Origin of the sequence: Effusibacillus dendaii, assembly GCF_015097055.1 — a bacterium.
Taxonomy (GTDB): domain Bacteria; phylum Bacillota; class Bacilli; order Tumebacillales; family Effusibacillaceae; genus Effusibacillus; species Effusibacillus dendaii.
In genome coordinates, this window is record NZ_AP023366.1 from 1,479,559 (window position 1) to 1,504,475 (window position 24,917).

Consider the following 24,917-nt stretch of genomic DNA (forward strand, 5'->3'; position numbering starts at 1 on the left):
CTACCTCCCCGATTTCATTTCATGCAGCACCAGCGCGGTCTGGTGCGAAATATACTCTTCCAGCGAGTAATGGCGGCTGAGCGCCCAACGGCGGAACGCCCACATTTCACCCAGTACTACAATGTTATGTGCTGTGAGCTTGACGTAACCCGGCTGCAAAGAAAGCGACCCATCCTCAATGCCGCGTTCCAAAATCCGTTCAAACCGGCTCGTGATCAATTCTTCTTTCGCAAGTACATAGTGCAGCATTTCATTGGGAAGCGATTTCATCTCCTGGTAGATAAGCAGGACCGAATCCTGCATCTGATCCATGATCCGAAAAAAATCACCAATCGAATTGACGAGCGTCTCCCGTCCTGTCCGACCATGTGTCATTTCCTCATCCAGTTTTTGTTCGACCTCGGAATGGATGTGATCACATACCAGGTAGAGCACATCCTCTTTCGACTGGATATATTCATAAAGCGTCCCGATTCCGATGCCGCTTTCCCGGGCAATCTCACGAGTTGTCGTTTTATGAAATCCCTTTTGCACAAACAAATCCATGGCGGCCTGAATAATCTGGTTTCGTCTGACTTTGACCAGCTCTGGATCTTTCACCAAAGACGGAATCGATTTGGTTTTCTCCGACACAGTCATTCTCCTTTTCGACCGAGCGCTCGTTCAGTTCACTATCTATACTACTCGCTGTCACCGGATCGCGTCAATGCCTGTTTTTTACACGTGCCAACAGCAGTTTTGCCTGCATATATTCGTCAAGCTCGATGAGCCCCATCTCACGCAGATCTTCCAATTCCGCCTCCATCAACACCGCATCATCCTGGTCATTCCCCGTATATACGAAGACATGAAAACGTTTCAACAGCTCCCTCACCTTAAACAGGTCTTCTGCCATCGGAACAAACCCCTCAACAAGTATTTGTAGTCACTTTTTCTCAATCTTCTCCCAGAATCCCTGCGATCTGCCTATCATCCTGTATTCCGTTTCCAAGCCCACTACCATCCTGATTGTTCAGTTTTGCTACGTTTATGGGGCGCCTAAAAAAGACAGCTTGCTCCGCCATTCATTTCGCGGAACAAGCTGCCGTTGCAGATTGCCAAATTCAATAAACAAGTTACGGATTAATTTTTGAATTAAAAACTTGTTTTCCGTCTTCGAATTTAATAACAACGGCCGACTTCACAGGGTCATGGTTTTCATTCAAAGACATGGTACCAGTTGCGCCTTTGAAATCTTTCGTTTGCGCCAAAGCGGTTTTCAGTTTTTCCGGATCAGTGCTGTTGGCGCGCTTGATTGCATCAGCCAGCAGCTTCATTGCATCATAACCAAGTGCGGCAAATCCGTCAGGTACTTGGTTGTATTTTGCCTTATACGATTGAACAAACGTCTGTACTTCAGGCGATTTGTCATCCGCTGCATAGTGATTCGAGAAATAGGTGTTGCCAAGGTTTTCTTTGCCTGCAATATCGACCAACTGCGGCGCATCCCAACCATCACCGCCCAAGAACGTCGCCTTGATTCCCATTTCACGCGCTTGCTTTAGAATTTTGCCCACTTCGTTATAGTAACCCGGCACATAGATTACATCCGGATTTTTATCCTTAATACGTGTTAAAACTGCTTTAAAATCGGTGTCATTTGCCTGATAGGAATCCTTTTCCAAAATCTGGCCGCCACCCTTTGTGAACGTTTCTTCAAAAAACTGTGACAACCCTTTCGCATAGTCGCTCGCCTGGTCCGTATAAATGACAGCCGTTTTCGCCTTTAGTTCTTTCGACGCAAAGTCAGCCATTACCTTGCCCTGGAACGGGTCAATAAAGCAAGCGCGGAAAATCCAGTCGTTTACTTTTTTCGTTCTTTCGTCAACCGTTACTTTCGGGTTGGTAGCGGTAGAAGTAACCATCGGGATTTTCTTTTCCATTGCGACTGGAACGGCAGCCAGAGCGTTAGTTGAGGTGGTAGGGCCGATCAGTGCAACCACTTTGTCGTTCGAGATCAATTTCTGTGCTGTGCGAGCTGATTCCTCCGGCTTGGAGGCATTGTCCGCTTGTACGATTTCAATTTTCTTGCCAAGAACACCGCCAGCATCATTAATTTCTTGGACTGCCAGTTGAGAACCTTTCAATGCGGAGTTACCGAATGAAGCCACATTCCCTGACAATTCAAAGTTGGCTCCCACCTTGATCGTATCCCCGTTGTTGCCGCCATTGGAAGCAGCTTGTTTGCCACTACCGCAAGCGGTCAGTGTACCGAGCGCCATGGTCATAACCGCAGCTACGGCTAACAGTTTTTTCTTCATGATTGAACCCCTTTCTCCATTCGTCTCTCTTTTACTTATTTTAGTTTAAAAAGATTGATTTATGTGTTTATAGTACAGGAATCTTCGTAAACTATCATCTTTATATAGCATCTTTGTTAACTATCTTTTTTCACATTAACTTTTGCTACCTTACTCAATCTCTTGTTTTCGTACCCAATCATTTTCTAAACTGTTAAAGACTGGCAAATTCAAATGTTTTAATGACTATTTAATGCCCCAGATACGCGCTTTTGATTTCTTCGGAGTCAGCGAGCTCTGCCGCACTTCCGGAAAGTACGATTTTGCCTGTTTCCAGAACATAGGCGCGATGGGCGATTTTCAAAGCCTGATTGGCGTTTTGTTCTACCAGCAGCACAGTCGTGCCGTTTTTGTTAATCTCCTGTACAATTTGGAAGATTTCCTGGACCAGGAGCGGCGCCAGACCCATTGACGGTTCGTCGAGCAGCAGCAGTTTTGGACGAGCCATCAGGGCACGCCCAATCGCCAACATTTGCTGTTCTCCCCCCGACAAAGTGCCGGCCATCTGTTTTCTCCGTTCCAACAAACGGGGAAACCGTTCATATACATTTTCCATATCTTTCCTGACTTCACTGTCTTTGCGAAGAAACGCGCCCAATTCAAGATTTTCTTCTACCGACATATTCGCGAATACACGGCGCCCTTCCGGGCAGTGAATCAGTCCGTCCTTCACGATCGATTGCGCCGCATGACCGACAATTGATTGCCCCAGAAACTCAATCGAACCGGATTTCACTTTCAACAATCCCGATAACGTCTTCAAGAGGGTGGATTTACCGGCCCCATTGGCGCCAATCAATGTCACGATCTCCCCTTCATTGACCGTCACACTGACGCCTTTCAAAGCGTGAATCGCCCCGTAAAACACGTTAATGTTATCGACTTTCAGCACCACTCTACACCTCCTGTCCCAGATAGGCTTCGATTACTTTCGGATTAGACCGGATCTCTGAAGGTGTGCCATCCGCGATTAAAATTCCTCTATCCAGTACATAGATTCGCTCACAAACTCCCATGACCAGCGACATGTCATGTTCGATCAACAAAATCGTCAGGTCGAATTCCTTTCGAATCCATTGAATCAGTTCCATCAAATCATGCGTTTCCTGTGGGTTCATACCGGCAGCCGGTTCATCCAGAAGGAGCAGCTTGGGTCTAGCCGCCAGCGCACGGGCAATTTCCAGTCTCCGCTGCTCCCCATATGGCAGATTTTTTGCCAGTTCATTCTGTTTGCCGTCCAGCTTGAATATTTTCAAAAATTCGATCGCCTTTTCCGTAATTTCCTGTTCCCCTTTAAAATGGGAGGGGAGCCGTAAGATCGACGACCAGACGGAATGTTTCGTATGTTGGTGATAAGCGACTTTTACATTGTCCAATACGGACAGATCGCCAAATAGACGAATGTTTTGGAATGTGCGGGCAGCCCCTTTTTGCGTAATCTGATACGGTTTCAAGCCGCCCACCGATTCACCGTTAAACAGAATCTTGCCTTCTGACGGTTCGTACACGCCCGTCAGCAAATTAAACAGCGTCGTTTTTCCAGCACCGTTCGGTCCGATTAAACCGACCAGTTCCCCCTGCCGTATAAACATCGCGACATCTGAAACAGCTTTTAATCCGCCAAACGTGCGGCTTACATGTTGAACATCAAGCACAACGGTTGAATCCGTCATTTTGCTTCCCCCTTCTTGCCCAGGAAGTTAAACGAAAATTCGCGGGTCCCCAAAAGTCCTTTCGGACGGAAGATCATCATCAGAATCAGAAGCAGGGAATAAATAATCATGCGAATTTCAGGGAAGTCCTGCAGGAACGTAAACAACAGCGTCAGGACGATGGCGCCTACAATCGAGCCGGAAGTGCTGCCCAAACCGCCCAAAACGACAATCACCAGAATTTCAAACGACTTGATAAAGTTAAAGCTGTTTGGGTTGATGATGTAGAACATATGGGCAGAAAGTCCACCTGCTATGCCGGCGAAAAACGCGCCGATGACAAATGCCATCACTTTATATTTGGTTGTATTGATACCCATCGCTTCCGCCGCAATTTCGTTTTCACGGACAGAAATACAGGCACGGCCATGCGTGGAATTGACAAAGTTATTAATCACGACGACTGTAATCAACGTCCAAATAAAAATCCAAGTCCAGTTGGTCTGCGTCGGAATCCCGCTCAGTCCTGACGCGCCCCCCACATACTCGGTGTTCAGCCAGACAATCCGGATGATTTCCCCGAATCCAAGCGTCGCAATCGCAAGATAATCTCCTTTTAGCCGGAGCGAAGGAATTCCGATGATCAATCCGGCGACCGCAGCTGTCAATCCGCCAACGATCAGTGCCACAACAAATGGCATATTGAAATCCAAGGTCATTATCGCCGACAGATACGCCCCAATTGACATGAATCCGGCATGCCCGATAGAGAACTGGCCTGTAAAACCGTTAATCAGATTTAAAGAAACTCCCAAAATAATGTTGATGCAAATCAGAATCAAGGTTGATTCAGCGAAATCGTTCAGTGCGCCTGTATCGATCAGCAGCTGGATTACGGCGTAAATCACTATGCTAAGTACAAGTCCGGTCCAAAAACTTTTATTCTGCAGCCGCATCTGGAATCACCTACACTTTCTCGCGAACATTTTTGCCAAACAAGCCCGACGGCTTGAAGACCAAGATCAAAATCAGGATCAGGAAAGCAACGCCATCCCGCCACAGTGAAAACCCGGTAGACGATACCGCTGTTTCGATGACGCCAAGCAGCAACCCTCCGACCAACGCTCCCGGAATGATGCCAATCCCGCCCAGTACGGCGGCAACAAACGCCTTCAAGCCTGGAATAATTCCCATCAGAGGATCGATCGAGTTATACGTCATACCGAAGATTACGCCTGCCGCTCCTGCCAGCGCCGATCCAATCGCAAACGTCGCAGAGATCGTCGTGTTCACGTTGATTCCCATCAGCAGTGCTGCGTCCTGGTCAAATGACACCGCACGCATTGCTTTTCCGATTTTGGTACGGTGTACGATGTACTGCAGGACGACCATTAAGATTACGGTTACGACCAAGATCAGGATCTGGTTGGAATCAATCTGAACCGTTCCGAACAAGTTAAATTGATGTTTCGGGAGAATTTCCGAAAACCCTTTCGGCTGTGCACCCCAAACAAAAATCCCACCGTTTTCCAGCAGGAATGATACACCGATCGCCGTAATCAGCGCCGCGATACGGGTGGAGTTTCGCAATGGTTTGTAGGCTGTTCGCTCAATGACCACTCCCAAAACTGCGCAAACAATCATTGCAAAGAGAAGTGCAAGTATAAACACCCAAACCGGCGACAGCCCCTTTGCCGAAAGGAACCGGGAAGCGAATAAACCCATGAACGCCCCAACCATGAACACATCACCATGGGCAAAATTGATCAGCTTGATAATTCCGTATACCATCGTGTAACCCAAAGCAATCAAGGCATAAATACTGCCTACTGATATGCCGTTAATCAATTGTTGTAGGTAATATTCCATACAACATGTACACCCCACTTTTCCTCTACTGTAAATATACTGATCATATCGTACTATAACAGAAAAAAACTATCACCTGTAAATAAAAAACTATTTTGCTAAATTCACTCTCCTGTTTATCTTAACAGAAAGATGCCGAGCACGATGAAGACCGTACCGACCACCTTCATGCCGTTGATCGTTTCCCCCCATACAAACGACGCGGATACAGTGGCAATTACGATTTGCAGCGAACTGATTAACGGAATAATTCGGCTAATCTCCCCGGTCTGCAGTGCTTTATAATAAAAAAACTGTGCCAAAAGCCCGCTCAACAGACCTGCGATCCCCAACAAGAACCAGGATTTCTGGCTCATTGCCGCAATCTGCTGGATTTCGCCTGTTTGAATACCTAGCGATAAAAGTATAAAAGAAACGACGAAAGACTGAATCAGCAACGTGAAGTAAGGCGATGTATGCAGCACGCCCCATTTTTCAAACAGAGGTGCGATTCCCCATGATAATGCAGCCAATACAGCAAACAAATAACTTGTTTCTGTCATTGTCCCCTCCCCTTTCTGCTTCCATATATTCAAAATGGGACAACAGTATGAGGGGAGAACAGAAAAAAAAACCGCTGACTGCTACCCGTCAACGGAGGTTTTCCAATCTTTTACGATCTTCCGGCGGAAGTTGATTCAAATAGTGTTCAGGAATCGGCTGACCTTTTTTCAACGCTTCCAAAATTTCGACCAGATATTCAACCGATTGTCCGCTCGAAGAAGGAGTAGTCGCGTAGGAAGACGCCGCTTCTGTCGGCCGTATGTTTGATTCAGGCGTTGATTTCGGGGCTGTTTCTACTTCTGGTTCCGATTGCTGTACAGTCGCGTCTTGATTCGATTGCTGTTTGGTCAGCTCGTGGTCCGATTGCTTCACTTCGCTAATCATTACATAGCTCGTCCCAATCAGCAGACAAACCGATAAACAGGACAAACCAATCCAGATTTTTCCAATCAGCTGTGTTTTCTCCGCCCGGATGGAAACAATCGACATCGCCATCGAGACAATCATGATCAAAGTAATTAAAACAAGCGCAATGAATAGCAACATAAAACCACCACCAACAAACATTTCGTCGGTGGCGGCCTTCCTTCCTGCCAATGTTCAGCAAGAAGGTATTACAGATTAATGAACGTACTTCTGTTCTTCAATCACTTTCGCGGCAACTTCACGCTTCAGAGCGATCGTGTTGATCGGCTCGACACGGGTCAATTTCTTGAAAATCGACAACTGCATGCGAAGCGCGTCGCCTTCCGCCATAGCAGCAAGCGTTTCCCGACCCAAATCTTCGATCCTTTCAAACGCTTGATTTGCATACAATTTTGCCAGTGTCACTTTCAAACCGGCATTTCCTTTTGCCAATGCTTTTTCGGCGCGCAGAACAGCCGACTGCATGGCATAGAACTCGATCAGCATGTCTGCCAGATTCGCAAGGATCTCCTGTTCATTATCCAGCTTTTGCTGGTATTTCTGAACAGCCAATCCGCCTACCATCAAGAATGCTTTGCGTGCTTGCTCGATCAGCAGCTTCTCGTTGCCAAGCGGAGTTCCGTCTGGAGATTGCGGTGTCAGATTCATCAGTTCCGCCTGCAGTTTCTGGGTTGCTTCCATCAAAGGCAGCTCCCCTTTCAACGCTTTGCGGAGCAGCGTACCTGGAATCAACAAACGGTTGATTTCGTTTGTACCTTCGAAAATCCGGTTAATTCTTGAGGAACGGTAAATCCCCTCAATTTCATACTCCTGAATAAAGCCGTAACCGCCGTGTATTTGAACTCCTTCATCCGCTACAAAGCCGAGCACTTCAGAGCCAAACACTTTCGAAATGGAGCATTCGATCGCATATTCAGCAATCAGATTGGCTGCCGTGCGTCCTTTATCGTTCGGATCCTCGAAATCGGCAAAGATGTCGTTATACAGACCGACAATACGGTAGATCAACGATTCAAGCGCGTAAATCTTCGTGTTCATGTCTGCCAATTTTTCACCGATTAAAGTGAAGGATGAAATCGGGCGTCCAAACTGTTTGCGTTCATTCGCGTATTGAGCCGACACCTGCAGCGCACGCTTGGACGTACCTGTACAACCGATCCCCAACTTGTAGCGTCCAATGTTCAAAATGTTGAACGCGATGAGGTGACCTTTCCCCTCTTCACCCAACAGGTTTTCAACCGGCACTTTGGCGTCTTCCAGAATCAGCGGACGGGTGGACGACCCTTTGATCCCCATTTTCTTCTCTTCCGGACCGGTAGATACGCCAGGGAAATCGCGTTCCACGATAAAGGCGGAGAATTTCTCACCGTCAATTTTCGCATAAACCACAAAGACGTTGGCAAAACCAGCGTTTGTGATAAATTGCTTGGTACCGTTCAAGATGTAATATTTTCCGTCTTCCGACAGCTTAGCCGTTGTTTTGGCGCCGAGCGCGTCAGAACCGGATCCTGGCTCCGTCAGAGCATAAGCGGCCAACCATTCACCAGTAGCAAGTTTTGGCAAGTACTTTGCTTTTTGTTCTTTCGTTCCGAAATAGACGATCGGCAGACTTCCGATTCCGATGTGCGCGCCGTGCGACAAAGCGAAGGAACCGCCGCGCGTAAAGTATTCGGAAATCAGAGCGGAAGACACTTTATCCAGACCGAGACCGTCGTACTCTTCTGGCACATCAGCCCCAAGCAGTCCCAGTTCGCCAGCTTTTTTCAGCAGTTTTACCGTCAGGTCAATATTCAATGATTCCAATTCTTCAAAATGAGGAACCACTTCCCCTTCGATGAAATCAGCCGTCGTCTTGGCAATCATCTTCTGCTCATCGTTGAAGTCTTCCGGTGTAAATACATCATTCGCATTGACTTGCTCAAGGATAAAAGAACCGCCTTTTACTTTTTCTTTCGTCGACATGGCAATGCCTCCTTAAAAATTTGGTTACCTTTACACGAGTTCAAAAACGCCGGCAGCACCCATTCCGCCACCGATACACATCGTCACAACCCCGTATTTGCCGTTGCGGCGACGCAGTTCATTAATCAGGGACACAGTCAGCTTCGCGCCCGAACAGCCAAGCGGATGTCCAAGTGCAATCGCGCCACCGTTTACGTTAACCTTCTCCTGATCAAGCTCCAGATGGCGACATACCGCGAGAGACTGGGAAGCAAACGCTTCATTCAACTCAAACAGATCCACTTGTTCTTTTGTAATACCGGCAAGCTTCAGGGCCTTTGGCACGGCTACAATCGGGCCAATTCCCATAACATCAGGATCGACACCACCTACCGCAAACGAGCGGAATACAGCTAACGGCTTAAGCCCTAACGCGGTTGCCTTCTCGGGCGACATCACCATAACAGCTGCCGCACCGTCTGATGTTTGCGAAGAGTTTCCTGCTGTCACAGATCCTTTTACATGGAAGACGGGACGCAGTTTCGCCAGTGTTTCCGCCGTTGTATCGGGGCGCACCCCTTCATCCGTATCAAACACGAATTCCTTCACCTTTACCTGACCATTTTCAAACGACTTCAACTGTGCATGAATCGGCACAATTTCGTCCTTAAACTTGCCTGCTTGAATAGCAGCCGCCGCCCGTTGATGGGATCTCGCCGCAAAAGCGTCCTGATCTTCCCGTGTAACGTTAAACCGTTGCGCCACCTGTTCAGCAGTATGCCCCATCGCCATATAAATCTCCGGTTTATGTCTCGCCAGCCACGGGTTTGGCGCAATCTTGTAACCGGTCATCGGCACATGACTCATGCTTTCCACACCGCCTGCAATAATCACATCCGCCTGCCCGATCATGATTTGTTGGGCAGCCAATGCGATGGTCTGCAGACCGGATGAGCAAAAACGGTTTACCGTCATGGCCGACACTTCATTTGGCAGCCCAGCCCGTTGTGCAACGATGCGGGCCATATTCATGCCCTGCTCCCCTTCCGGCATGGCACACCCGATAATCACATCTTCTATTTCTTTCGGATCGAGACCAGGAGTGCGACGAATGAGCTCTTCCAGCACAACCGCGCCAAAATCTTCAGGTCTTGTCTGGCGTAGAGATCCTTTCGGCGCTTTGCCGACAGCAGTGCGCACTCCAGCTACGATGACAGCTTCTCTCATTTGATTTCCCCCCCTTTTAGTTACGCAACGGTTTCCCGTTTGTCAGCATGTATCTCATCCGTTCCTGCGACTTCGGTTCGCCGCACAGACTTAAAAATGCTTCCCGTTCAAGATCCAACAGATACTCTTCCGTTACCCAGGTGTTGGCCGGTACGTCACCGCCAGTCAGTACGTAGGCAACTTTTTCAGCGATCTTCATATCATGGTCGGAAATAAAACCGGAGTGCTTCATGCCGAACAAAGCAACTTTCAATACGGCAAAACCGGCTTCCCCGACAACGCGCACTTTCTTTCTCTGCGGCGGTCTGTAGCCTGCATCAGCCAAACTGATGGCCGCTTGCTTGGCATCGTAAATCAGGTAGTCTGTATTGACTGTCACGCCGTCCGTTTGACGAAGATGGCCCAATGTCTTTGCGTCCGGTCCGGACGTGGACACTTTCGCCATTGCGATCGTTTCAAATGTTTTATTGACGAACGGCTGCAGATCCACATCTTTATTGTCCTGTACCGCTTCAATATTCCGGATCAAAAGCTCCTTGTTGCCGCCGCCGCCCGGCAGCAAACCGACGCCCACTTCGACAAGACCGATATAGCTTTCCGCCGCCGCCTGGATGCGGTCTGCCGGATAACATACTTCGATACCGCCGCCGAGCGTCATCGAGAACGGAGCCGCAACGACCGGTTTATCGAGATATTTCAGTTTCAACAACGTATCCTGAAATCTCTTCACCGAATAGGCAATATCATCCCACTCTTCATCCTGCGCGCCCATCAAAATCATCATCAGGTTTGCGCCGACACAGAAGTTCTTTGCCTGGTTGCCGATTACAAGTCCGCGCCAGTTGTTCGAAACCTCCGTGATCGTTTCGTTAATCATGTTCGTAATATCGTCGCCGATTACTTGGTTTTGCGAATGGAATTCCAGGCAGACAATGCCGTCCCCAATATCAATCAGGGAAGCGCCTGCATTCGATTTCACCTTTTTACCCTGTTCTTTAAGAGCTTTCAGGTCGATAAACTCTTTAGGCTGTTCGATTCCTTTGTAATCTCCTTTCAGCGTTGCAAACAACTTAACGCCGTTCTCCCTGCTGTAGAAGGCTGTTTTGCCGGAAGCCAGCATTTGTTCGACCCAAGCCGGTATGGTTTCCCCTTCCTGCTTCATGCGGGCAACCGATTTTTCCAAACCGATAGCATCCCATGTTTCAAATGGGCCCAATTCCCAGTTAAAGCCCCATTTCATTGCTTTGTCGACGCTGACGATATCATCCGCAATTTCTTCCACGCGTTCAGCCGTGTAGAGCAGTACACGCTTCAATACGCCCCATGCGAACAATGCGGCCTTATCTTCACCGTTCACCAACGTTTTCACTTTGGCGGCCGATCCTTTTTGCGCTTTGGCTGCTTCCAAAGAGGCAAAATTCGGTTTTCCGGCAGGCCGATAATCAAGCGTATTGTAATCGAGCACCGAAATCTCTTTGCCTTCTTTTTTATAAAAACCCTGTTTGGTTTTCTGCCCCAACCAGCGTCGTTCTACCATCTGTTGAATAAAGTCCGGTACCACAAAAGTCGCCTTCTCGTCCGGATCGGTAACATTTGCATGCACATTGTTGGCTACATTTACAAACGTATCGAGACCCACAATATCCAATGTACGGAAGGTGGCCGACTTTGGACGTCCCATGGCCGGGCCGGTAATGGCGTCAATTTCATCGATCGTAAGACCGTTTTTCGTCATTTCCTGAACGGTTACCATCAGGCCGTAAGTACCGATTCGGTTGGCAATGAAGTTGACCGTATCTTTGCAGACTACAACCCCTTTGCCAAGCACCCGTTCGCCGAAATTAACCATGAAATCAAGCAGTTCGGGTTTGGTATCGCTGCAAGGAATTACTTCCAGCAGTTTCATATAGCGGACTGGATTGAAAAAGTGGGTCCCTAGGAAATGCTGGCGGAATTCCTGGCTTCGTCCTTCCGACATTTGATTGATGGAAACACCTGATGTGTTGGAGGAAACGATAATCCCCGGCTTCCACACGCTTTCTATCTTCTCAAACAATTGTTGTTTGACTTGGAGCTTTTCCACAACCACTTCAATAATCCAATCTACTTCCGACAGTACAGAAAAATCGTCCTCGATATTACCCGTTTTGATCAGATCGGCATTTCCCGGTACGTAAAGCAGCGCCGGTTTCGACTTCAGCAGAGCTTCCTTGCCTCGGTTAGCAAAGCGGTTGCGTACAAGTGGATGTTGCAATGATAAACCTTTTGCCTTTTCTTCCTCTGTCAGCTCGTTCGGTACGATATCAAGCAGATAGGAAGGAATTCCCACATTGGCCAGATGCGCCGCAATTCCGGTCCCCATGACTCCGGCACCAATCACTGCCACTTTTCCGATTTTAAAATCCATCCCCAAACCTCCTTGTATATTAAGAGCAGCTACCGATTTGGTTTACATAACCATGACGTAGTTGCTCTTTTAAATTTTTGTTCTTTGAAAATTAAATCGAACCGTTTGATCATGCTGGATGTAGCCCAAGCGAAGCGCGGGAGCATTTTCCTAGCGATCGCTTTAGCAATTGAATGCCAGTTAGAGATGTTTACGACCTTGGGCTGTCTTTGGGAAAATAGCCGCAGGTGTCTACCAAGGGAATGTTCCGTTACCTCCCGCAGAGGGAGGCATGTGCACCGATGGCCCCCGGTGTATTCCAATAGCTCGCAAGGCCGTCGTTCATGGGTTTCCCAGGGACATCCCAAGGTCGTAGGCATCTTCATTCCAACCGCAGGAGGTGATTGCCATGCCCTCTCCCCTGTTTGTCGGAATTGATGTAGGCAGCGAAGCCAATTCGGTTTGCTGTTTGACCCGGGACGATGAGAAACGACCTGTTAGCCGATTTACTGTCACCAACAATCGTCCCGGAATCCTGGAGTTTCAGGACCGCATCACCAAGCTGGTGCAGAAACACCACGCGCAAGAAGTTCTCTTCGGCCTTGAGCACACGGGCGGTTTTTCGACCCATGCCGCCATGTACATCCAACGTCACTTTGATTTCGGCGTCCGCCGTAAGAACGTGTACCTCTTCAATCCCAGTCTTATCGTCGACTTCCTTGTGAAGCACGGCAAGAACCGGTTCGACGATCCTGAGGCGGTCGCCCGTACCTTGCAAAAGGCTGCGCGCTCTTCGTATCGATTGGCGCAAGCGATGGCGGACTCTGTCAATCTCGCTATGGCTTCCAGCATCCGCGTGATTCGCACAGTACAGGAGCAGTTGAAGGCGCTTCGCAAAGGGATTGAAGATTACTTGGCGACGATTCCGCAAACGCTGGATTCCATTTCAGGCATCGGTCCTATCTGTGCTTCCGGAATAGTGGCCGAACTGGATGTACGCTCGACTTTACGCGCCCGAGGGAGAGATCCGACAACACGCGTAGACATACCAAAAATCTGCAAGGCACCAGTTCTTTGAATAAAATAGCAATAACTGAAATCCAAGGCAGGGTGGGCTTAGTTTGGTGTTGCCTTCTTAGCTGCACCTCCCCAAAAAGCAATGGGTACGACAAATATTAGGTTAAGTTGGGAGCTTGACATCGTACCGCTGCTCTCATGCTGATGTTTCCAACGATTAAATTATAACCAAAACAGCCATCATCCACGACTTCAGATACAGCACAGAAGAATTTAACTGAATGGTTATTCATTCATTTTGAGATTATCATAACACAGTTCGCTCAGGCAGTAAATAAACAAAAACCGAAACAGGGCAAAAAATCCCATTTCAATGCAAAAAACCAACCGACAGAAACCGGTTGGTTATACCATACGCTCCACTTGAAGAGCCAAAAAACGATTTGTTCAGAGAGGAAAAAAGCCTGCATTCGCAGGCAACTATATTTCTTCTGATTGAACGGTTGGGTTACTTGCCAATCGCAACTGGACCATCCACCACTTCAATCGGACCCTCTCCGCGCTTTAACATTTTCGGATATGTTTTCTCCGGCTTCAAAACGGCGATCATATGGTCTATCGCAACCTGGGGATCCACCGTTTCCCCACAAGTGTAACAATCCATTGCCGCAAAGGCTTTTTCGGGATAGGTATGAATGGAAATGTGACTTTCCGAAAGCAACACCAAAACGGTTGCACCTTGCGGTTCAAACTGTTGACTCTGAACGGACAATACGGTTGCTCCACATTTGTTAGCCGCTTCCACCATCATTTTTTCGAGAAATTTTGCGTCGTTGAGCATGTTAAAGTCAGCACCCCACGTGTCGACAGCAACATGTCTCCCAAAAGTTGAATACTCTTCTTGGGTCATGAGCTTTCGGCCCCCTTCCTAAACGAAAAATTGTGTTGCTTTGATTTTTCGCTAGGACCTACGTCATTCACCACGGGGGAAAGTTAGTCCGGAGAGGTCCTAACCCTTTAAGTGAATCCTGGTTCCTAATGCAAATTGCCTCATCAAATTCACGATGAATCTTTTTTCAACAAGACATAAAGTATCACAGATCGAACGAGGTTTCAATACCTTTTATCATTTTTTTGAATCTAGTTTACTCGTATCTAGTAGAATCTCTCGACAGTAAAACGGCTTATTTTTACTTCACGGTCAGGCTCAATTCCCGCTTTCTCCCGTGCAACTGCAAACTGCTCCTGAACGCTGTCAATTCCTGGTATTCCCGGCAATAACACGCCTTTTTCACAACCATCAGACACAATAATTCCGTAACGGGCGGGATCCAGTTGTTGGAAGGAAGTTACCGGTTCCGGTTGCCCCAGCACGTCAACTGTATACAACAAGCTGGATAATTCTTCCTGCTCAACCGGAAAAAACCTTGGGTCTTCCGTTCCTGCTTCTATTGCATAACGAATGATTGCTTCCGGCAAACTGTTTTCCGTCGGTTCCAAACTGCCGATGCACCCCCGCAATTCCCCATCCTTTTTAATGGATACGAAAATGGCCTTTCGGTTTTCCCGATTTACCAGATCATCAGGCGGATCCATAACTCGTCCTTCACGCACAAATATCTCAAGCGCCTCTCTGGCCAATTTTACATAACGGTGTTCTTTCATGCGCCGTTTCTGAACCAGTTGATCCCGAAACGCCACAATATCAGGATATCGCGTACTGCCAGATACCCCGATAAAGGACGCTGTCAGGTAACCGACTCCGAAAGGTCCTTCATACGATATGATCCGCAGTGAAATTTGGCACCTGTCAAAACACCCAAATAATACGGACAGGGGGCGCAGGACATCTTCGGCAGCGTTGGCCACCAGTTCCTCATCAGCAAACAGGATTTCTGCCACATTACTGGTTTCCACCCAGTGACGCAGTAGTTTATCAAAGCGGGCTCCATCCGTGTGATAACCGGCGGGTGCGTCGTCCGTCAGACGATGCGAGCAATCACCGGACGCAATGACAACGGCGCGCCGCCCCAAATCGGTCAATACGTCGCCAATGGCCATCCCTAACCTATAATGCTCGAAGCGGGACAGACCGCTCACCGCAATATGCAAAACGGGGGCTTCCAAACCGGATTTTTGCAAAAAGTAGAACGGAACCACCACACCGTAATCCAATTCCCGCGCCAGTCCATATTCACGAGCGGTTGACTCTTCCAGCTCAAAAGCGTTGATCCTCCGATCCGTACAGCGCATCAACAGCAGCTCACGCACTTCCTGATCGAGCCGACAATCCACATGAATTTGGGAGGCTCCAAATTCTGACAAATTGCCTGCAATCCGTTGTCCTCCCCATACGGCAAATGCATCAGCAAAAACTGGACCGTGCGGCGATACCACCACTACAATGTCCGGCTGCAGTTCGGATGCCTCACGTGCTATACGCAACATCGCGTCATAGGAAACGCGAACCTGTGCAGCATCCTCACCGCCCACTTCCGGAAGAACAACCGCAGCATGCGGCATCAGGAGTCCCATCATCAGGAAACCCTCCCATCGGTGAAATTTGCACATCTTTAATCTTAACCATTTTGCGGATAACGCAATCGGTCCGTGCACAAACTGGATAAAGAACTTCGAAAAGGAGGAGAAGAATGATGAACGTGGAAGAGGCAGTGGATCAATTTTGTCAAAAAATCTGGGATCAATATGAGGAAAATTCCAATACACTCCCGGCAGAAGTAACTATTAACAACGTTGGCACCGGTATCATCGCCAAAGTAGATGAAGATGGATTGTATTTCGAAGCGAACGGAGATGAGTTTGATATAGAGGAGTGGTTTAAAGACAACAATTTCGCTTCCGATACGCTGGATATCCATCCGATTCACACACACGACCGACTGCACTGAGAATCGTCAGACGGGCTCTCGGCAGTCAGCCGATCAGTATCCTCCAGTCACTGCTGCTTGCTTGAAATGCCTGTTGATGAATCGTCGCTAAAATCGGCGAGCGGAACGCTAAACATTCTGATTTGCGTTTTTCCGTTGACCGGCACTCCGAAAGCAAACAAATACAATCGACCGTTAGTCCCGATTGCTTGCTCAATGTTTTTCACATCATAGCCGTTCGGCAGATCAAGCTGGATGCCGTATCGGCTGCCTTGTTTCGTATCAGGACCTTTGCTCCAAAACACCTTCAAGTTAATCGCTTGATCCAAGCGAGGTTCAATTTGAAACAAATAGCCATTATATCCAAAGTCAGCTCTATCGTAAAATCGCTTTTTCATTTTTGAACTGTCTAATAAATACTCGTGGTTTTTAATATCGAAAATAAACCCATCTTTGGTGTAAATATACCCTTCTTTCGTATAAACAGGGGTCTCTTTGCCAGGCAGTTGGACTTCATCCGTGACGACTCGCGCTCTGTCCATCTCCGACTTGTCCACCTCAGAATAGTTGAAACTGTCGACATTCAGTTTAATAATCGAGTTCCCTTTGCTGCCCACATAAAGAATCTTTTGATTCAAAATCGCCTTTGTCAATTTATAACCGGGAAAAGATCGTTGTTTCAAACTTCCATCAGGCGACACTTCCACCACATTGGCCCATCCGTCAGTTCCCTGAAACACAGCGATTGGTTTTTCATCCATCGTTACAAAAACAAAACGAATGGCCGTTTGGTCAAAAACACCGTTTAATTCAGCGACCGTTTTGCCCTGCAGCGGATTGTTCTGTGAATGTTTTAAGACCTGGCTGAACGTTTGATTGTCAGATTGGTCGCTATTCGGTGATGATATGTCGGAATTGAAATCAAACAGCGGCTGACAGCCTGCTGTCAATCCTGCAAGAACAGTACACATCATCAAATTTCTCAGCTTCACACGATCACCTCTGACAAGATTACACTCTACTGCCTATTAGTCTATCAAATTACACAACAAAAAACTACATAATACTTATAATTCCGACAAAAAATGTCATTTTGTATAGGAACTGCTTCCTATCCGGCGAATAATAGGGGTAATAATACCCGCAGACATCTCTGGCGACGACAATAAGCGAGCGATGAGGGGGGAAGGATATGAGTTTCGAGTTGCATTTTTACCAACCGGCCGACCAGGCGCCCTGTTCTCTGCAGCAGATCAAAGAGGTTCTGCTAGCCTCCGAGCATGTCCATTTCGTTGCCGAAACGACATCCTATCTATTTGAGTATGAAAACCAGATTACGGGAGTCTGTTTTTGGTTTTGTCTGGCGGCAACGCCTTATGTAGATGAAGAAGTTCGGGCATTTTCAGGATTCCGTTATACAGGCTTGTCTTTTGGCGTCAATTACTGCCGCCCTTCTTATTTCATGTATGAGGCGAATCCGATTCTGCTGCGTTTAGTAAACCAGTTACAACTATATGTATTTGACCCCCAAGCAGACGCAGCGAGCACCGTTCCTTTTCAGCCATATTCGGATGAATTGGTCCGAAGCTGGCAGGCAGGCAATCGCCGATCTAGTCTAAAATCCCCTAACCGCGTCACATTGTCCCAAGAAAAAGCGTATTCTGCCTGGCGTTATTTGTACCTGTATCCGCACTTCAAGTCCTCCCTGTCGGATCAACATTTTATCCCGAAACTGTTTTTTGTCCGCACGAAAGAAGGGGTTAAAACATCTGTGGTGTTTCCGTACCCGGATGTAGAACATCAACTGATCCCGGATGTAGATTATCTGTATGTGAAGATCCCCTCTAAAAAATGGATTTTTCATCGTACTGTGGAAGGACTTGTGCCGTTCGAACAGCTTCGCTGTCTGGCGCCGGATGCGTTTTCCGCCGTCAACGAACCGATTCCTCATTATCTGCTGGTCAACCCGCAACCGGTGGAAACCGTGTTGCTGCGGTGCAGACGACTTGGCCGAAGCGAGTACACCATTTTGGAAAATGGGAGTTTCATCGATATTGATCCGCCTTTTACAGCCTGATAGCCTTAAGAACAAGCAGAAACCCTTGCCTGCACCAGCAAGGGTTTCTGTATCTGCCACCTGTTATCAACCAAATTTGTATGTGATTCCGTATCCGCCTTTCGGATACACCCACTCGATATTGTAAGCGGGACAACCGATCCGGCAGGTGCCACATTCGATGCAGTTTTCAAACGCGACAGACGTATGATCACCTTCCCACGCGTATACATCAGCCGGACAAAAATGGGTGCATTCTTTCGTCGTGCATTTCATGCACACTTCCTGATCGCTAATGATCAAGTGGGATTTGTCATCGACTTTATACCGAATCGTAAACAGCTTTTCTGCAATGGCTTCGCTCATCCGTTCAACGCCCTCCATCCTTTGTATCCCAGTTTCAGCATTTCAAACGAACCGCCTGCCGCCTCTTTCACCTTGCGAATTGCATTTCGCTGTTTTTCCGCTTTGGATACGCCATCCACCAACAGCATTTCGTAAGCGGCCGAATTAAGAGCGCGCGGCATGCGCTCAAACAGGATTTTCGGATCGATTTCATTCAGCAGGCCATGCAGCCCCTGATATTTTTTGAGATCTTTATGGATGAACGATGCTTTCACTTTTGCGTCGTACAGGCTGAGCGTGTTCCTGCTGAAATCGCCACGATTTTTCGCTTCGATAATTGCCTCTCCCGCATATCTGCCGGATGTCATCGCCAGGTTAGTGCCTTCCCGGTGCACAAAATTGACAAGCTGCGCGGCGTCACCGCAAATCACCCATCCATCGCCCGACAACGGCGGCACCGCCTTGAGTCCGCCTTCCGGGATCAAATGACCCGCATATTCTTTCGTCTCTCCGCCTTGAATCAGCTTGCGGATCATCGGGTGCTGCTTCACGCCTTCCAGCAGCTCATAAGGCTTAATTTTGTTTTTCTTCAAATCGGACACCATCACGCCGATTCCCAGCGAAATTGACTCTTTATTTGTATACAGAAACCCAAGGCCGGTCATGCCGCGTGAGCTTTCACCGACAAACTCGATGGTGACTCCTTCGTCTCCTTCCAGATTGAAACGATCAAGGATTTTTTCTTTGGGCAGAAAAATTTGCTCTTTTACCGCCAACGACACTTGATCCGGCTGCCATTCGCGGTGTACGCCAAGCGCCTTGCCCAACAGGGAATTGACACCGTCCGCGACAACTACTACATCTGCGTACAAGTCGCCGTCTTCCCGGTCTGTCCGGACGCCTATCACTTTGTTTCCTTCCCGGATCAGTTCAAGCGCGACCGTTTCATAAACCGGAATCGCTCCCGCTTCTTCCGCTTTGGAAGCAAACCACTGGTCAAATTTTACGCGCATGCCGGTCCAGCAATTGGCCGGTTCTTTAAACGCCTCATTGCGATGGCCGAATGTCACAACCGATTCAGGCCCAAGCACCCACAACCGCTGTTCAATGATCTTCCGCTCAAGCGGAGCCTCTTTCCAAAATTCAGGAATAATATCTTCCAACTGTTTGCGGTACAGCACGCCGCCGAAAATGTTTTTCGCACCGGGAAATTCGCCCCGTTCCAGAAGTACAACCGAGAGACCGGCACGTGCGATCGTCAGGGCAGCCGCCGCCCCGGCCGGACCCGCTCCGACTACGATTGCATCAAATTTTTCCTTCATACCCGGATCCCTCCTTCTTCATTCGTGGTCGATTTGGCAGCTGCCGTTTCTTCTTGAAGGAAAGACAATCCGCGCCGCTTGCGAACCTCTTCCGTAATGGCAGGCACAATCTGGAACAAATCACCGACAATCCCATAATGGGCCGCTTTAAAAATTGGCGCGTCCGGATCGCGATTAATCGCTACAATAATGCCGGAGTTTTGCATGCCGACCAAGTGCTGAACAGCACCCGAAATGCCGATTGCAAAATACAGTTTCGGTCTCACCGTGTAACCTGTCTGTCCCACTTGATGCTCATGTTTGATCCAACCGGCGTCAACTGCCGCACGAGAAGCACCTACTACGCCACCCAGTTCGTCAGCCAATTCTTTCAGCATTTTGAACGGTTCCGGCCCGCCAAGGCCACGTCCGCCGGCCACAATAATTTCTGCTTCTTCGATGTTGATTTTTGATTGATCTTGAATGAAATCAAGCACTTTCGCCGCAATTTCCGATTCATTCATCGCAAATTCAAACTGTACGATTTCTCCCTGCCGGTTTGGGTCGCGCGGCAACGCTTCAAAAACTCCTGCCCTTGCGGTGGCCATCTGTGGCCGGTACTGTTTGCACAAAATGGTGGCCATCATTTTTTCTGAAAAAGCGGGGCGGGAAGCCAGCAACAATCGACTGGGATGCGGTTCCACATCCAGTTCCGTTGTGTCTGCCGTAAGTCCGGTCGGCAAATGCGTCGCAATCGCACCCGCCAAATCCCGTCCGGTCGCTGTGGCGCCAAACAGCACGATTTCCGGCTTTATTTCATGTATGACTTTCATCGACGCCCGCGAATAGGGACGCGTCCGGTACGATTTCAACTCTTTCGCATCAAACAGAAACACACGGTTGGCTCCGTAGGCAATTGCTTCCTCCGCCAGGTGTTTCACGTTATCACCAATCACCAGCGCCATCAGATCGACTTCCAGTTTGTCGGCTAATTTTTTGCCTTGTCCGAGCAGCTGCCAACTGACACTTTTGGCAACTCCATCACGGTGTTCGATATAGACAAGAACCCCCCGGTAGGCCGACCAGTCGGGCATGTCATCCGCTGGTTGGGCAGCCGGTTTCTGTTCCGGTTGTTTGTTTGCCTCTTCCGCCATGTCAATTCCTCCCTATGCCTGTGCGGGTCGATCCCAACCGAACTTCGTCGGCAGATCGGTTTGCCAGAGTTTATCCACCAATGAAACGGCCTTTGTCTGAGCATCTTCTCCTTCGATCATTTCTGTGTTAACCGTTTTCTGCTCAGGTACCCATGATTTTGCAACAATCGTCGGGGATCCTTTTAAGCCGATTTTGCTGCGGTCCAGGTTGGGAAAATCCTGCGTTGTCCAAACGATCGGCTTGTAACGGGCCGCTTTCAGCATACCCGGCATGGGAGCGCGGCGGACTTTATTCAATTCTTTTAATGCGGTAAGCAGTACGGGAAGCGCGGTTTCCACCACTTCCACGCCGTCTTCCAGATGGCGGTGGACCGTAATCCGCCTTTTTTCCATGTCAATACCGACTACCTTTTCCACGTATGTTAATTGTTCCAAATCCAGGCGGCAGGCAATGCCCGGGCCAACCTGTCCAGTATCGCCGTCAAGCGTTTGCTTGCCGGTAAACACCACATCCACCGGACCGAATTCCTCCCCCACTTTTTTGATTGTTTCCGCCAGAACATAAGAGGTGGCCAGCGTATCAGCACCAGCAAATCCCCGGTCGGTTACGAGAATGGCCTGGTCAGCACCCAGCGAAATGCATTGTTTCAACGCTTTCTCGGCGGGAGGCGGTCCCATACAAACGACCGTGATCTTGCCTCCGTACTTTTCACGCAATACTAATGCCTCTTCCAACCCGTGCAGATCGTAAAAATTGACGATAGCAGGCACGCCAGTCCGAATTAAGGTGTTCGTCTTGGGGTCAATACGGATCTCCCGGCTGTCAGGAACCTGCTTGATGCAAACGACAATGTGAAGCATCTTTTTCCTCCCCTCCATAACCGAAACAGTGTCTTTGCGTTGATGACTTTCTTGGGCCTGAATTTTTTCTAGTACGACCTTCTAGTTCTATTCTTGTGAAAATAGGAACTTTTGTCAACAAAAAATTCTATTTATTTATAATATTTAAAAAATAATTAATATCAACTGCAAATGATACCAATTTTATTTTATGCGCAGACCTTTAAAAAAATGAAAAAAAACCTCCTCTTTATTGCAAAGGAGGTTGTTAATTGAGATGAAAATCCGCAATTTGGATACTTATTCCGTTTCACTGTTGTTTAATTCTTGCCGTTTCTTTTCAAACGCTTGCCGCCAATTGGCGGCAAGTTCCTGTAAACCTGCCAGTTTCTCAATTGCAGCGCGATCCATCTGATCACCATGCATGGCTTGATTGACAAACGAGACGGTAAGACCCAGCGGATGCTTTTCTACAAGAGAGATGGTTGAGTCGGGAGCGACTATCCCCTCCCGTATCACCCGGAAATAAAAGCCTGTAAAACCGGTTGTCAAGACCAACCGGGGTAAATCCATTCGATCATACCGTTTGGCCAGTTTATGGCAGGGCTTGCGAGGTTGACTGACCTGCACCAGCGCATCGCCGATTTGGAAAATATCGCCGATACAAATATCTGGTTCCAGCATTCCGTTAACCGTCAGATTTTCTCCAAAAGCAGCGGGGGCCAGCGGACGGGAAAGCTCTTTTTCCCAATGCGCATAATGTTCATACGGATAAACGCACATTGCCTTATCCGGCCCACCGTGGTTGACAAGGTCGGCCTGCTCATCCCCATCCAAATTGACGAATGAGAGATGCAGGGCTTCTTTCACCGGTTGTTTAAAAATTCCCGTTTTCAAGGATTCCTGATTCCACTCGAAAGTTACAGGTCGGCTAACGTTGAGGGAGACAATTTTCATTGCTCACCGTATTCGGCTGTAACAGTTGTATAGATGCCGCCACGCACGTTGAACTTGCCGATCACCTGCATGTAACGCGGTTTCAACGCGCTCACCAAATCGTTTAGAATGATGTTCGTAACATCTTCATGGAAGTGGCCCTCATCGCGAAAACTCCAAAGATACAATTTAAGCGATTTCAGTTCCACAATTGAAGGTCCCGGTATGTACTTGATCGTAATCGTCGCAAAATCAGGTTGACCGGTCTTGGGGCAAAGCGCGGTAAATTCAGGGCTTTCAATCTCCACCATATACTTTCGATCCGGATGCGGATTCGGCACAATTTCTAACTGTTTGGTCGGACGTGTCGACATGAGAAATCCCTCCTCTATCTGTTACGTTCACAGCATAGCGAAGGTTCCATGCAAGGTCAAGGGGGGGACATGCATAATCCCCCAGCAGGAGAAAATACTATTTGCGAAGGAGGCGGACTATGACGGAGCGCGAATCAAATATTGAAGCGATGCAGGACACAACGAGCCAATCTCTCGCAAACATGGGTGATATCAAACAAGAAAATGCGGAACAGTTGCTGCAGCAAATGGAAGCACTTTGCGATGAAATAAACCGGCAAAGCTATCCGCTGTACTGATTGGCACACCTCAATACAATTTAAACAGCCGCCCCCGAAGGGACGGCTTCTTTATATCAACACACCGGCAAACCTGCCAGTATGTACCTATAACCTATTCAGAAGCTTCCCTCAACGTTCATGAATATAATAATTGCCAACTTACAGGCTGACAGAAGGATGGATACAATGCTACAATGGACAACGGAATTTGCACGGAAAAGGGGGTTGTTGCAGCAATGAAATTCAATACGGACGAGATGGGCATCAAAGAAATTCAGAATCTGGCCAAAGAACTTCGAATTCCCCCTTCCTACAAAGAGGGTGGCGTACGATTTCGTAAAAACAAAGCCCAGTTGATCCGGGATATTAAGCGCGCCATTCGCAAACAAGGCGAACTGGTCCAATAGTTTCTTACATCCTGCGCGGAATTTTTCCGCGCAGTTTTTTATTAGCCTAGTATGATGGTGGATAAAAAGGGTGATGAATCTGGGCAAAAAATATCTGTTCTGCTTGCTGACCTGTTTATGGCTGATTGTTATTTTCGGGTTAAGTTCACAGCCGTATCAGTGGCAAACCATACAACCTGTGCTGCATCATTTTTTCTCGCAGGAAAGCATGCGCCATGTGTTACCCGCTGTTTCCTTTCAATACCATCATTCGACTGTTGATTCACAGAAAAATCCATTCAAGTTTGTTAAATTTCTAATACGAAAAACAGCCCACATACTGCTGTATGCCACCCTTGCATTTCTGACACGGCAGGCTTTGAAACAAGCTATCGGATCGCGGCTTCACATTCGTCTCCCTCATGCTCCGGTTGTCGAGGTGGTAACCCTTCTATTTGTGGGATTGATTGCTGCACTTGATGAATGGAACCAAACTCATGTCGCTTTGCGAACGGGGGCTGTGCAAGATGTCTGTCTGGATCTGTTTGCAGGCTCGATCGGAATGATGATCGCTTCCATTCGAACTGAATATTTCCGCTTTTTGCTGAACAAAGCGAATACCCTTTTGAGTAGACAGCCAGTTTCTACAGAAGAGGTGTTCGTTTTGTTAAATTTGCCCCAAAGGTCGGCTGAAACTGCAGCCGAACCTGAGGTTACCCGATTGCTATCTGCCGGTGATCTGGAAATTTTGGATTAGCCAAGTGGCGGCCATTGTGTGGATGGCGGTTGCCGTTCGTCTGTCGATTCCCTGTATCTTAGATTTAAGGCTTATTACAGGGCAAACGATTGCGATTATGATTATCGCCGGGCTTGCTTACATTCCCGGATATATGACTGCATTTTTGCTGGTGAGTTTACTGTTGGATCGGCAACCAAGTTAGGAAAACCACTATCCCCAGATACCCGTCACCATTTTA

At 48.1% G+C, this 24,917-nt stretch carries 27 protein-coding genes and 1 pseudogene; 7 read left to right on the forward strand and 21 right to left on the reverse strand.

Annotated features, from left to right (window positions below; all coding sequences use genetic code 11):
• The 12 genes from skT53_RS08025 to skT53_RS08080 all read right to left on the reverse strand — a co-directional run bounded on the left by skT53_RS08025 (position 1) and on the right by skT53_RS08080 (position 12,404).
• Positions 1-633 carry a TetR/AcrR family transcriptional regulator gene (locus skT53_RS08025; protein WP_200760575.1) on the reverse strand — a complete coding sequence of 211 codons (633 nt, stop codon included), beginning with the start codon at positions 631-633 and terminating at the stop codon, positions 1-3.
• 70 nt (positions 634-703) lie between these two features.
• A complete protein-coding gene (locus skT53_RS08030) occupies positions 704-895 on the reverse strand; it encodes a YqgQ family protein (RefSeq protein ID WP_200760576.1) in 192 nt (63 codons plus the stop codon).
• A gap of 220 nt (positions 896-1,115) precedes the next feature.
• The gene (locus skT53_RS08035; protein ID WP_200760577.1) at positions 1,116-2,300 is read right to left on the reverse strand and encodes an ABC transporter substrate-binding protein; all 1,185 of its coding nucleotides are present in this window, start codon (positions 2,298-2,300) and stop codon (positions 1,116-1,118) included.
• A 229-nt stretch (positions 2,301-2,529) separates the two neighbouring features.
• Positions 2,530-3,231 carry an ABC transporter ATP-binding protein gene (locus skT53_RS08040; protein ID WP_200760578.1) on the reverse strand — a complete coding sequence of 234 codons (702 nt, stop codon included), beginning with the start codon at positions 3,229-3,231 and terminating at the stop codon, positions 2,530-2,532.
• Between the two features lie 4 nt (positions 3,232-3,235).
• Positions 3,236-4,012: an ABC transporter ATP-binding protein gene (locus skT53_RS08045; RefSeq protein ID WP_200760579.1), complete on the reverse strand. Its 777-nt coding sequence runs from the start codon at positions 4,010-4,012 to the stop codon at positions 3,236-3,238.
• Positions 4,009-4,947: a branched-chain amino acid ABC transporter permease gene (locus tag skT53_RS08050; RefSeq protein ID WP_200760580.1), complete on the reverse strand. Its 939-nt coding sequence runs from the start codon at positions 4,945-4,947 to the stop codon at positions 4,009-4,011. Before skT53_RS08050 ends, skT53_RS08045 begins: the two co-directional genes overlap by 4 nt.
• Positions 4,948-4,957: 10 nt before the next feature.
• Positions 4,958-5,860 carry a branched-chain amino acid ABC transporter permease gene (locus skT53_RS08055; protein WP_200760581.1) on the reverse strand — a complete coding sequence of 301 codons (903 nt, stop codon included), beginning with the start codon at positions 5,858-5,860 and terminating at the stop codon, positions 4,958-4,960.
• A gap of 116 nt (positions 5,861-5,976) precedes the next feature.
• On the reverse strand, positions 5,977-6,402 hold the full coding sequence (locus skT53_RS08060; RefSeq protein ID WP_200760582.1) for an EamA family transporter: 426 nt from the start codon (positions 6,400-6,402) through the stop codon (positions 5,977-5,979).
• A gap of 88 nt (positions 6,403-6,490) precedes the next feature.
• Entirely contained in the window at positions 6,491-6,949 is a 459-nt protein-coding gene (locus skT53_RS08065) for a hypothetical protein (protein ID WP_200760583.1), read from the reverse strand.
• 75 nt (positions 6,950-7,024) lie between these two features.
• Entirely contained in the window at positions 7,025-8,791 is a 1,767-nt protein-coding gene (locus skT53_RS08070; RefSeq protein WP_200760584.1) for an acyl-CoA dehydrogenase family protein, read from the reverse strand.
• Between the two features lie 30 nt (positions 8,792-8,821).
• Positions 8,822-9,997 (reverse strand): acetyl-CoA C-acetyltransferase, encoded by a 1,176-nt coding sequence (locus skT53_RS08075; RefSeq protein ID WP_200760585.1) that lies wholly within the window; start codon positions 9,995-9,997, stop codon positions 8,822-8,824.
• Positions 9,998-10,013: 16 nt separating this feature from the next.
• Positions 10,014-12,404 carry a 3-hydroxyacyl-CoA dehydrogenase/enoyl-CoA hydratase family protein gene (locus skT53_RS08080; RefSeq protein ID WP_200760586.1) on the reverse strand — a complete coding sequence of 797 codons (2,391 nt, stop codon included), beginning with the start codon at positions 12,402-12,404 and terminating at the stop codon, positions 10,014-10,016.
• A gap of 388 nt (positions 12,405-12,792) precedes the next feature.
• Here skT53_RS08080 and skT53_RS08085 point away from each other — a divergent pair, with 388 nt between their 5' ends.
• Complete coding sequence (locus skT53_RS08085; protein ID WP_200760587.1) at positions 12,793-13,461, forward strand: hypothetical protein; 669 nt, start codon at positions 12,793-12,795, stop codon at positions 13,459-13,461.
• 447 nt (positions 13,462-13,908) lie between these two features.
• Here the strand turns inward: skT53_RS08085 and speD are convergent, their stop codons facing one another.
• Both speD and amrA read right to left on the reverse strand, forming a co-directional pair.
• Positions 13,909-14,310 (reverse strand): adenosylmethionine decarboxylase, encoded by a 402-nt coding sequence (speD, locus tag skT53_RS08090; protein WP_200760588.1) that lies wholly within the window; start codon positions 14,308-14,310, stop codon positions 13,909-13,911.
• 245 nt (positions 14,311-14,555) lie between these two features.
• Positions 14,556-15,938, reverse strand: coding sequence for an AmmeMemoRadiSam system protein A (amrA, locus tag skT53_RS08095; RefSeq protein WP_200760589.1), 1,383 nt, complete (start codon positions 15,936-15,938; stop codon positions 14,556-14,558).
• Positions 15,939-16,051: 113 nt separating this feature from the next.
• On the opposite strand from amrA, the gene skT53_RS08100 reads away from it, so the two are divergent.
• Positions 16,052-16,309, forward strand: a complete 258-nt coding sequence (locus skT53_RS08100) for a hypothetical protein (RefSeq protein ID WP_200760590.1) — start codon at positions 16,052-16,054, stop codon at positions 16,307-16,309.
• A 47-nt stretch (positions 16,310-16,356) separates the two neighbouring features.
• Here skT53_RS08100 and skT53_RS08105 read toward each other — a convergent pair whose 3' ends face one another.
• Positions 16,357-17,280, reverse strand: coding sequence for a hypothetical protein (locus skT53_RS08105; protein WP_200760591.1), 924 nt, complete (start codon positions 17,278-17,280; stop codon positions 16,357-16,359).
• Between the two features lie 200 nt (positions 17,281-17,480).
• Between skT53_RS08105 and skT53_RS08110 the strand changes: the two genes are divergently transcribed.
• Positions 17,481-18,365 carry a hypothetical protein gene (locus skT53_RS08110; protein ID WP_200760592.1) on the forward strand — a complete coding sequence of 295 codons (885 nt, stop codon included), beginning with the start codon at positions 17,481-17,483 and terminating at the stop codon, positions 18,363-18,365.
• A gap of 66 nt (positions 18,366-18,431) precedes the next feature.
• On the opposite strand, the gene skT53_RS08115 is transcribed toward skT53_RS08110, so the two are convergent.
• The 6 genes and pseudogenes from skT53_RS08115 to queF form a co-directional block, all read right to left on the reverse strand.
• Positions 18,432-18,710, reverse strand: coding sequence for a ferredoxin family protein (locus skT53_RS08115; RefSeq protein ID WP_200760593.1), 279 nt, complete (start codon positions 18,708-18,710; stop codon positions 18,432-18,434).
• The gene (locus tag skT53_RS08120) at positions 18,707-20,011 is read right to left on the reverse strand and encodes an FAD-dependent oxidoreductase (protein ID WP_200760594.1); all 1,305 of its coding nucleotides are present in this window, start codon (positions 20,009-20,011) and stop codon (positions 18,707-18,709) included. The genes skT53_RS08115 and skT53_RS08120 overlap by 4 nt, the downstream gene beginning before the upstream one ends.
• On the reverse strand, positions 20,008-21,144 hold the full coding sequence (locus tag skT53_RS08125) for an electron transfer flavoprotein subunit alpha/FixB family protein (RefSeq protein ID WP_200760595.1): 1,137 nt from the start codon (positions 21,142-21,144) through the stop codon (positions 20,008-20,010). The genes skT53_RS08120 and skT53_RS08125 overlap by 4 nt, the downstream gene beginning before the upstream one ends.
• A gap of 12 nt (positions 21,145-21,156) precedes the next feature.
• Positions 21,157-22,005 carry an electron transfer flavoprotein subunit beta/FixA family protein gene (locus tag skT53_RS08130; RefSeq protein WP_200760596.1) on the reverse strand — a complete coding sequence of 283 codons (849 nt, stop codon included), beginning with the start codon at positions 22,003-22,005 and terminating at the stop codon, positions 21,157-21,159.
• A gap of 279 nt (positions 22,006-22,284) precedes the next feature.
• A complete protein-coding gene (locus skT53_RS08135) occupies positions 22,285-22,881 on the reverse strand; it encodes an MOSC domain-containing protein (protein WP_226375376.1) in 597 nt (198 codons plus the stop codon).
• Between the two features lie 65 nt (positions 22,882-22,946).
• Positions 22,947-23,294, reverse strand: a pseudogene (queF, locus tag skT53_RS08140) (preQ(1) synthase); the annotation flags it as partial.
• 119 nt (positions 23,295-23,413) lie between these two features.
• Between queF and skT53_RS08145 the strand changes: the two are divergent.
• From skT53_RS08145 to skT53_RS18500, 4 genes are all read left to right on the forward strand, one after another.
• A complete protein-coding gene (locus skT53_RS08145) occupies positions 23,414-23,572 on the forward strand; it encodes a hypothetical protein (protein ID WP_200760599.1) in 159 nt (52 codons plus the stop codon).
• A gap of 218 nt (positions 23,573-23,790) precedes the next feature.
• Positions 23,791-23,961 carry a hypothetical protein gene (locus skT53_RS08150; RefSeq protein ID WP_200760600.1) on the forward strand — a complete coding sequence of 57 codons (171 nt, stop codon included), beginning with the start codon at positions 23,791-23,793 and terminating at the stop codon, positions 23,959-23,961.
• Positions 23,962-24,034: 73 nt separating this feature from the next.
• Positions 24,035-24,697, forward strand: a complete 663-nt coding sequence (locus tag skT53_RS08155; RefSeq protein WP_200760601.1) for a VanZ family protein — start codon at positions 24,035-24,037, stop codon at positions 24,695-24,697.
• Positions 24,698-24,701: 4 nt separating this feature from the next.
• Entirely contained in the window at positions 24,702-24,881 is a 180-nt protein-coding gene (locus skT53_RS18500) for a hypothetical protein (RefSeq protein ID WP_226375377.1), read from the forward strand.
• The last annotated feature ends 36 nt before the right edge of the window (positions 24,882-24,917 follow it).

Coding starts and splice junctions, on each gene's coding strand:
- speD (WP_200760588.1), bottom strand. CDS start 14,310: ATGACCCAAGAAGAGTATTCAACTTTTGGGAGACATGTTGCTGTCGAC.
- skT53_RS08085 (WP_200760587.1), top strand. CDS start 12,793: ATGCCCTCTCCCCTGTTTGTCGGAATTGATGTAGGCAGCGAAGCCAAT.
- skT53_RS08080 (WP_200760586.1), bottom strand. CDS start 12,404: ATGGATTTTAAAATCGGAAAAGTGGCAGTGATTGGTGCCGGAGTCATG.
- skT53_RS08035 (WP_200760577.1), bottom strand. CDS start 2,300: ATGAAGAAAAAACTGTTAGCCGTAGCTGCGGTTATGACCATGGCGCTC.
- skT53_RS08130 (WP_200760596.1), bottom strand. CDS start 22,005: ATGCTTCACATTGTCGTTTGCATCAAGCAGGTTCCTGACAGCCGGGAG.
- skT53_RS08065 (WP_200760583.1), bottom strand. CDS start 6,949: ATGTTGCTATTCATTGCGCTTGTTTTAATTACTTTGATCATGATTGTC.
- skT53_RS08115 (WP_200760593.1), bottom strand. CDS start 18,710: ATGAGCGAAGCCATTGCAGAAAAGCTGTTTACGATTCGGTATAAAGTC.
- skT53_RS08150 (WP_200760600.1), top strand. CDS start 23,791: ATGAAATTCAATACGGACGAGATGGGCATCAAAGAAATTCAGAATCTG.
- skT53_RS08155 (WP_200760601.1), top strand. CDS start 24,035: ATGAATCTGGGCAAAAAATATCTGTTCTGCTTGCTGACCTGTTTATGG.
- skT53_RS08050 (WP_200760580.1), bottom strand. CDS start 4,947: ATGCGGCTGCAGAATAAAAGTTTTTGGACCGGACTTGTACTTAGCATA.
- skT53_RS08060 (WP_200760582.1), bottom strand. CDS start 6,402: ATGACAGAAACAAGTTATTTGTTTGCTGTATTGGCTGCATTATCATGG.
- skT53_RS08145 (WP_200760599.1), top strand. CDS start 23,414: ATGACGGAGCGCGAATCAAATATTGAAGCGATGCAGGACACAACGAGC.
- skT53_RS08045 (WP_200760579.1), bottom strand. CDS start 4,012: ATGACGGATTCAACCGTTGTGCTTGATGTTCAACATGTAAGCCGCACG.
- amrA (WP_200760589.1), bottom strand. CDS start 15,938: ATGATGGGACTCCTGATGCCGCATGCTGCGGTTGTTCTTCCGGAAGTG.
- skT53_RS08120 (WP_200760594.1), bottom strand. CDS start 20,011: ATGAAGGAAAAATTTGATGCAATCGTAGTCGGAGCGGGTCCGGCCGGG.
- skT53_RS08070 (WP_200760584.1), bottom strand. CDS start 8,791: ATGTCGACGAAAGAAAAAGTAAAAGGCGGTTCTTTTATCCTTGAGCAA.
- skT53_RS08075 (WP_200760585.1), bottom strand. CDS start 9,997: ATGAGAGAAGCTGTCATCGTAGCTGGAGTGCGCACTGCTGTCGGCAAA.
- skT53_RS08100 (WP_200760590.1), top strand. CDS start 16,052: ATGATGAACGTGGAAGAGGCAGTGGATCAATTTTGTCAAAAAATCTGG.
- skT53_RS08055 (WP_200760581.1), bottom strand. CDS start 5,860: ATGGAATATTACCTACAACAATTGATTAACGGCATATCAGTAGGCAGT.
- skT53_RS08110 (WP_200760592.1), top strand. CDS start 17,481: ATGAGTTTCGAGTTGCATTTTTACCAACCGGCCGACCAGGCGCCCTGT.
- skT53_RS08125 (WP_200760595.1), bottom strand. CDS start 21,144: ATGGCGGAAGAGGCAAACAAACAACCGGAACAGAAACCGGCTGCCCAA.
- skT53_RS08030 (WP_200760576.1), bottom strand. CDS start 895: ATGGCAGAAGACCTGTTTAAGGTGAGGGAGCTGTTGAAACGTTTTCAT.